Origin of the sequence: Jeotgalibacillus sp. S-D1, assembly GCF_004358665.1 — a bacterium.
Classification (GTDB): Bacteria; Bacillota; Bacilli; order Bacillales; family Jeotgalibacillaceae; genus Jeotgalibacillus.
The window spans coordinates 1-6,967 of record NZ_SMZR01000018.1 but is presented as its reverse complement, the minus strand read 5'-3'; the positions used below and the strand labels follow the sequence as shown (position 1 = coordinate 6,967).

The 6,967-nt window shown below is 38.1% G+C and carries 7 protein-coding genes; 3 read left to right on the top strand and 4 right to left on the bottom strand.

Features of this window, described 5'->3' with window-relative positions; translation table 11 throughout:
• Window positions 1–74 precede the first annotated feature (74 nt).
• Together E2R51_RS20410 and E2R51_RS20405 are read right to left on the bottom strand one after the other, a co-directional pair.
• Window positions 75–491: a LysE family translocator gene (locus E2R51_RS20410; protein WP_133378715.1), complete on the bottom strand. Its 417-nt coding sequence runs from the start codon at window positions 489–491 to the stop codon at window positions 75–77.
• 40 nt (window positions 492–531) lie between these two features.
• Window positions 532–858 carry a mobilization protein MobS gene (locus tag E2R51_RS20405; protein WP_077449832.1) on the bottom strand — a complete coding sequence of 109 codons (327 nt, stop codon included), beginning with the start codon at window positions 856–858 and terminating at the stop codon, window positions 532–534.
• 257 nt (window positions 859–1,115) lie between these two features.
• Here E2R51_RS20405 and E2R51_RS20400 point away from each other — a divergent pair, with 257 nt between their 5' ends.
• From E2R51_RS20400 to repM, 3 genes are all read left to right on the top strand, one after another.
• Window positions 1,116–2,762: a MobA/MobL family protein gene (locus tag E2R51_RS20400; RefSeq protein ID WP_133378714.1), complete on the top strand. Its 1,647-nt coding sequence runs from the start codon at window positions 1,116–1,118 to the stop codon at window positions 2,760–2,762.
• A 1-nt stretch (window position 2,763) separates the two neighbouring features.
• Window positions 2,764–3,555 (top strand): hypothetical protein, encoded by a 792-nt coding sequence (locus E2R51_RS20395; protein ID WP_133378713.1) that lies wholly within the window; start codon window positions 2,764–2,766, stop codon window positions 3,553–3,555.
• Window positions 3,556–3,882: 327 nt separating this feature from the next.
• Complete coding sequence (repM, locus tag E2R51_RS20390) at window positions 3,883–4,911, top strand: replication initiation protein RepM (protein WP_133378712.1); 1,029 nt, start codon at window positions 3,883–3,885, stop codon at window positions 4,909–4,911.
• A 143-nt stretch (window positions 4,912–5,054) separates the two neighbouring features.
• On the opposite strand, the gene E2R51_RS20385 is transcribed toward repM, so the two are convergent.
• Together E2R51_RS20385 and E2R51_RS20380 are read right to left on the bottom strand one after the other, a co-directional pair.
• Entirely contained in the window at window positions 5,055–5,876 is an 822-nt protein-coding gene (locus E2R51_RS20385) for a S1 family peptidase (protein WP_133378711.1), read from the bottom strand.
• Between the two features lie 558 nt (window positions 5,877–6,434).
• A partial coding sequence (locus E2R51_RS20380) for an IS256 family transposase (RefSeq protein WP_133378710.1) occupies window positions 6,435–6,967 on the bottom strand: 533 nt, incomplete at its 5' end.

Sequence of the window (6,967 nt, the reverse complement as noted above, 5' to 3'; positions counted from 1 at the left end):
ATGTCATCGAAGCTTTTCATGCTACCGGCCATTTGCTCAGCCAGTTTTTTAAGGTCAGATTGAGTAGTCATTGCTTATTCTCCGGTTAGTGGATTATAAGCAGTTACACACTTTTTAGGAAAGGCTCTACCTATAAGAAAACCATCTTTGAAATGGTTTTTCGTAACAAGAACTGAGCTTTCTTTTACAGTCTGATTAATATCAATTTTATCTTTTACTATATTTATAGAAAAATATATAAGATAGAATGCCCCTAAAAAGGATAACCACAGCATAGCTGTCTCGCTAACTGAAAACACTCCTTGAAGGATAATAAATGATATCGCTATCAAAATTAGTGATGCAGCATTAGTACCTGCGACTGTTGCTAATCCAGCCCTGAACCCACCTTTTACGCTTGCACTCACTACAAGTACAGTCACAGGTCCTGGAGTACCTAAAAACAGTAAAACAGCTGAGAAATAGGTGAATAATAAAGAATAATCAATCATTTAACTAATGCCTTTTTTATTTTTAATGGACATATTTTATTTACAAGTGCTCATCTAAACTAGCATTCAACTCTAAATCATTCTTATTGTCACTCTTAGTCTCGACCGTACCACCAAGCCCCTTTACCAAATCTGTCATTAAATCCTTATCGCCCTGTCTGCTCAAAAAATCCAACAGGTTATCAGCCGTATATTCTTTTAAGCCTTGTACAGAATTATTCTCTAAAGCGTCCACAAAAAAAGCACCCAGTAGTATTTTTTGCCGTGTCAGTTTCTTATCTAGCTTCTGCTTCTCCCTATTTATTTTAGCCTCAAGTTCGTTAATTCTCTGCTGTTCTTTTAGATCATTACCACCTAGTAAGCTCATATTATCTTCCTTATATTAGTAGATTTTTTTGTTCATCCAACTATAGCAATTTCGCCAGTACCTAACAACAGTTTATGATATAGTTATTTAACGGATGGTTGAGTCCCACTGACTAAGTGCGAGTTTTCGACTTGAAATTATAATCCACTATGTTACTTATAATTTCAAATCAAAACCTCGTGAGGGGCAAGCCCCCTCAACCCCCACCCCAAACAAAAAGCCGTTTGGGGTAAAACAAAAATTGGAGTTTGCAAAAAATGGCTATTTTCGTTGCTAGCACAAAATCAATAAGTAGAGGTAAGGGGCAATCAGCGGTTGCGTCTGCCTCATATCGTGCTGGTGAAAAATTAGAAGATAAGCGATACGGAAAAGTTCATGATTACTCAAAACGCTACGGTGTTATGAGTGCCGATATTATTTTGCCCTCATCTTTAAAAGATAAAGAAGTCACTATCAACAGGGGCGAGATTTGGAACAAAGCTGAGCAAGCAGAAAACCGAAAAGACGCAAGGGTCGCTCGTGAATGGTTGGTTAATTTGCCATACGAACTATCAGAAAAAGAGCGAAAAGAACTAGCTCATAGGTTCAGCCAAAAGTTAGCTGATAGATACGGAGTTATTGCAGATTGTGCTATTCATAAACCGACTGACAAAGAAATAGAAAGAGGGGCAGATCCTCGTAATTTTCATGCGCACATCATGTTAACAACACGCCAAGTAGAGCTAAACAAGAATAACGAAATAATACTAACAGCCAAAAGCACAGCAGAACTGTCAGATAAAAAAAGACGTGAGCTTGGACTTGAGCGTATGAGCCATGAAGTTAAACAGGTGCGTCAATTGTGGGAGTCAGTGGCGAATGAAAAACTAGCAGAGCATGGCTTAGATCTAATTGATAGCAGCAGTTACAAAAGCCAAGGAATTGACATTGAGCCACAGCTCAAAATGGGGTCGGTTGCAACAAAGCTAGAGCGTAGAAAGTACGCAGAAGAACTTAAAAAAGCTAAAGCGGCGAAAGAAAAAGGCGAATATTATGAGATTGATAAAAGTCCAGCTACCAAGCTTGGAGTGATTAACGAGATTATCAACGAGCGAAACGAGCTAATCTTTAACTTAGAGATTGAAGATAACAAGCTTATTAACGATAAAGCCGAGCAAATCATTTTTGCTAAAAAGCAAGGTCAAGATATTGAACACACCACACCACCACCGACAAAAGCGATCAGTACAGATGTGGTTAAATCTAATGCAGTCGCTCAAGCTTTGGCACTGGCGAAAAGCGTTAAGAGCAAACGTGAACAAGAGAAAATAGCAGAAGCCAAAGCAAGGGCAGAAGAAGCCATGCGATTACAACAGCAACGAGAAGCCGAGCAAGCCAAACAAAAAGCTATTGAGCAAGCTAAGCTAGAACAAGCACGAGCAGAAGCCGCAAGAGCCAAACAAGCACAAGCGGAACAAAGACAGCTAGAAATTAATCAGTTTAAAGAACACAAGCAAGAGATTTACGCCCAAGCGAGAGCTAATCCTGATAACTTCACAAGCGAGAACAAAGCGGTTATAGCAATCCAAGTCGCTACTCAAGCAGTACAGGGGCTTAACTCATACATCGATGACCCAAGCACCACTAACACGCAAAGAAGATATGCAGTACATGAGCGTGATGGATTAGCCGAGCTAACAGCGATACAAGCTCAAAAAGCACTAACAGCAACAAAAGAGCTTTACGGCAGAAGCGATCGTAAAACGCACACAAATGAGCTACAAGGGGCATTAGACAATTTTGCCAAGGTTACCAGCGATAATGTGAGTAAAGAGGCACAGAAGAGCTTACAGGACGCACAGCAAGCGATTAAAGACTACAGTAATGAGATTAACCGCAGTAACAGCTATGGAATGAGAAGATAAAATGGATAACACCAATACACAGCTAGAAGATTTATTAACGGCTCTAGCAACGCTCACAGAGCATAATCAAGCCCTTTTAGAACAGCGTGAGCAACTGGACGTTGCTAGCACGGCTAGAGCGAATGAAACCGCTGATTTAATTAAGCAGTTAACATCGCAGCTCAAAGAATATCAAGAAAAAGAGAAAATGCTCACCGATGAAACTTTAGAGGGCATACAAAGAGCTCTTAGTACTGTTTTTAAGCAGAACCAAGAAAGTTATCACAAAGCAATAAACAAGGGCTTTACAACTCACATTAAACAGCTAACAATCGAGCTATCACAGGTTTCTAGTAGTATTAAACAACAGCTACAACAGCTACAAGAAGATGCTCGAAGAACACAGAAAGAATTTGAGTATCGCAATACATCAATTTTAGCTTATGAGGACTCATATAAGACGCAGAGCGACAAGTTAAAGCAAAATGTAGCTAATACACTGAAAGAGGTGTCAAACAGCACCAAGACGCATTTAGAGGCGTTATCTGATGAGTATGTAAGTCAGCTAACTTGGAAAACAGGTCTGATCTTAGGTGGCGTTTGCTTGTTCATCATACTGCTAACATTTTTTATAGCTTGGTTGTTCATACCCAGTAAATCAGAGATAGCAGAACGCAGAGCAAATTATGTCATGCTAGAGCGTTATGATATTGCTGATAATGTCGTCAAAGGTAAAGACGGTTATTATGCTGATGTTCAGAAGTCTACTTGTTTCACTGCCAAAGACGGTAATTTTTACTGTAAATTTCGTTAATTCACATTCTTTTTTTCGATATTTGAATTTAGCACTATGTTTGGTACGTAGTGCTTTTTTATTTGTATTTTTATAACTTCAAAGCCCTTTTAAGATATTTTAAAAGATTTTAAAAGATTTTAGGGTTCCGCAAAGCCTTTGATACCAATGCTTTCAAAGCCTTGATGACTACAAATCCTTACTTTGATGACTACAAATCCTTACTTTGATGACTACAAATCCTTACTTTGATGACTACAAATCCTTACTTTGATGACTACATTGTTTACTAGTGTAGTCATCACGATTATAATTAAGGTTGTATAGTCATCGAATAAGGAATAAATAATGGCAAAGAAGATAAGTAACGATATGGTTATAAAGAGCAATACGCTTGTAAAAGCAAGCTATCACTTAGATTTGTGCGAAATCAGACTACTCGATATTGCGCTAGCAGAGTTAAGTGAGTATGAAGAAGAAGAAAAGCACGTAACAACACTGCCAGACTTCATCCAGATTAGGGCAGACGATTATGCAGAGTTATACAACGTCACAAAACAGCAAGCATATACAGCCCTAAGAGAAGCGTCAGAGCGATTATTTAATCGTTATTTCACATATCAAGTGCAAGCAGAGAACTTCCCCTCTTTTAATGAAGAAAGAAAAGCAAGGTGGGTAGGTGAGATCGGTTATGTGAAAGATCAAGGAATCGTGACATTATGCTTTACAAAAGCACTTGTAGAGCTAGCAGGACGTTTCAAAATAGGTGTCGGCGGTCACACTCGCTATCATGTTGAACAAAAAGCACCGCTAACAAGCATATACGCACATCGTTTGTATGAAATGTTAATGAGCTGGCGTAAAACTGGTGATGTTCCGCACATATCATACATTGAGCTTAGACAACGTTTTGAGATAGATAAAACAGAATATTCGAGAATGTCCAACTTTAAATCACGAGTGCTTAACCCCGCTGTCAAACAAATAAATGACTTAACTGACATTGAAGTTAATTACGCACAAACAATGAGAGGTCGGAAAATTGACGGTTTTACTTTCAAGTTCAAGTTTAAGAAGACAACAACAACCAAAAAGACACAAGAAAAGAGAGTAAAGGAACAAGACTACCAACAGCCACAGCGAAAAGGATTGAGAAAAATACCTGTATTGACTGAAGAACAAATCAATACATTCTGCTTTAAGATAATGAAAAGCTTTGATTTTATTAGAGATTACAGTAGTCAGACTTACGGCAAAAGCAATGATGAAGTTTACACTCTTATTGAAACTATGTTGCGTGATGACAAGCAACGACAAAAGCTAGCAAAATATTTGTTGCTATGCGGTTATGAATACCCCCAACGCTTGAAGTTATAAGCGGTTTTCTTATAGCGGTCTGTTATAGGTAGACTATTAATAGGTCTAAGGGGCTTTTTGGTTGGTTCCCTTAGGGTATGATTAAATCTTACTAACCGTCTATATCTTGAAAGATTGATTTTTTAAAGCTTCTAAAAAACGCTTCAACCCCCTAACATGAGAGCCTCTAAAACTTTTAGCTCAGTGGATTTGATTGCAAAACCTAAATGCATCATTGAGATGACTTCAAATTCAAACCCTTTATTTAAGATAATTTGACCTGAGTTTGTAAGTGTAGGTCCTCCATATAAAATACCGAGTAATTTTAATCTAGTTTCTCCCATGTGGTAAGTTTGAGTTTTCCGATTTAGATAACCGTTTTCGTTGTATAGAAAAATTGGTGAACCAGATGATCCTGGAAAACAAGCCATATCCACCATAAACTCTTTCTTGCCATTGTAATCTTTGTTTGGGCTAGTTGCAGTAATACCCTTTCTGACTATAGGGAAGTTATTTTTTTCGTCTGTAAGTCCTCTAGGGCAACCTACCATTGTTATATCTTCTATAGCATCAAAATATTGCCAATCTTCCTCATCAGGTATCCAGTCCATAGTGACTGGAGTAAAAAAGATAGGTGTTTTTTGATCGATAGCCTGTTGCATTATTGAAGCAATAGATATAGCACATAAGTCTATATCATCGTCAGGATGATTAATAAGTGTGTTGTGAAGAGCTACAGTGACCTTAATTAACTCCTCTGTTGGTTCATTAGTCTCTGAATCAGCTATACGGCAGATAATAGATATTTTATCTGCTCCATCAACAACATGCTTATTTGTTATAAGTACGGGTTGAATAAAGTCATTATTTCTATTAAAAATAGTATAAAACGCGGTGCCTGTTCCTATTTCTTGCCCATTTGATATAGATGTTATCTTTACAGTAGAGTGGAGTAAAATTTCAGCAGTAGATAAAGACTGACTCATATAATTTCCTATAGTTAGTAGTAATTTTTGATTTATGTAGATTAACAGACGTTTAGAAAGAATAGAGTATGTATGGTAAATACACCATGAAGTACACTGTGGCTATCTCCGTAGGTTAAAACCTTGATACCATTAGCTTAATGTCAAAGATTCAAGTCCTCACTAGGGAGCCTAACCAGTGAAAGCACCTGATTGGTTCACCGCAGATATAATTAAATCAGATTCGATGGCTTGGGAATAGGTGTGCTAGCTCTTCTTATAAAAACAGCCTTCTACTAGTTTCCCACAATATATAAATAGCAATAAACAATAGAATAAGTCCTGAAGACTTACTAATTGTATTTGCGATTTTGTTATTGCTAACCTTTGAGAATATAAAAGAATAAATAGATAAGATACTATAGTCTAGCGCTATCCATACCAAGGTCAGAATTAGCATAGAGGAATATATATCGCTTGAAACCTTTAAGAATAAAGGGAAGAAAGCAATAAAGAAAATAACATCCTTAGGGTTAGAGATACCTATAGAGAACATCCCAGATTCTGTGTAACTGCCATTTAGATTAAATGCTTACTGATACGGTCATCAAACATAATCATAAAACGATTCAAAGCAGACGTCCAGTTACGAATGGGCATCGACCACTTTTTGGATGCCTGCTGGGTGGCTAAGTACACCACCTTGAATGCTGCCTGATCAGAGGGGAACACCTTACGCTTATTCACCGCCGTCCGAATCACACTGTTTAGCGACTCTATCGCATTGGTGGTATAAATCACTTTTCTGATGTCTTTAGGGTAGCCAAAGAACACCGTTAAGCCCTCCCAGTTATTGCGCCAAGACTTAACCACGTGCGGATAACTTTCGCCCCACACCTCATCAAAATGCTCGAGATTGGCCTCTGCTATCTCAAGCGTATCAGCACCATAAATTGCCTTTAAATCAGCCGCTACGGCCTTCTTATCCGTCCATGGCACAAACTTCATTGAGTAACGCACCATATGCACGATACACAGCTGAACCTGAGTGTTGGGGTAAACGGTATTGATGGCATCAGGAAAGCCTTTTAAACCATCAACACAGGCAATCA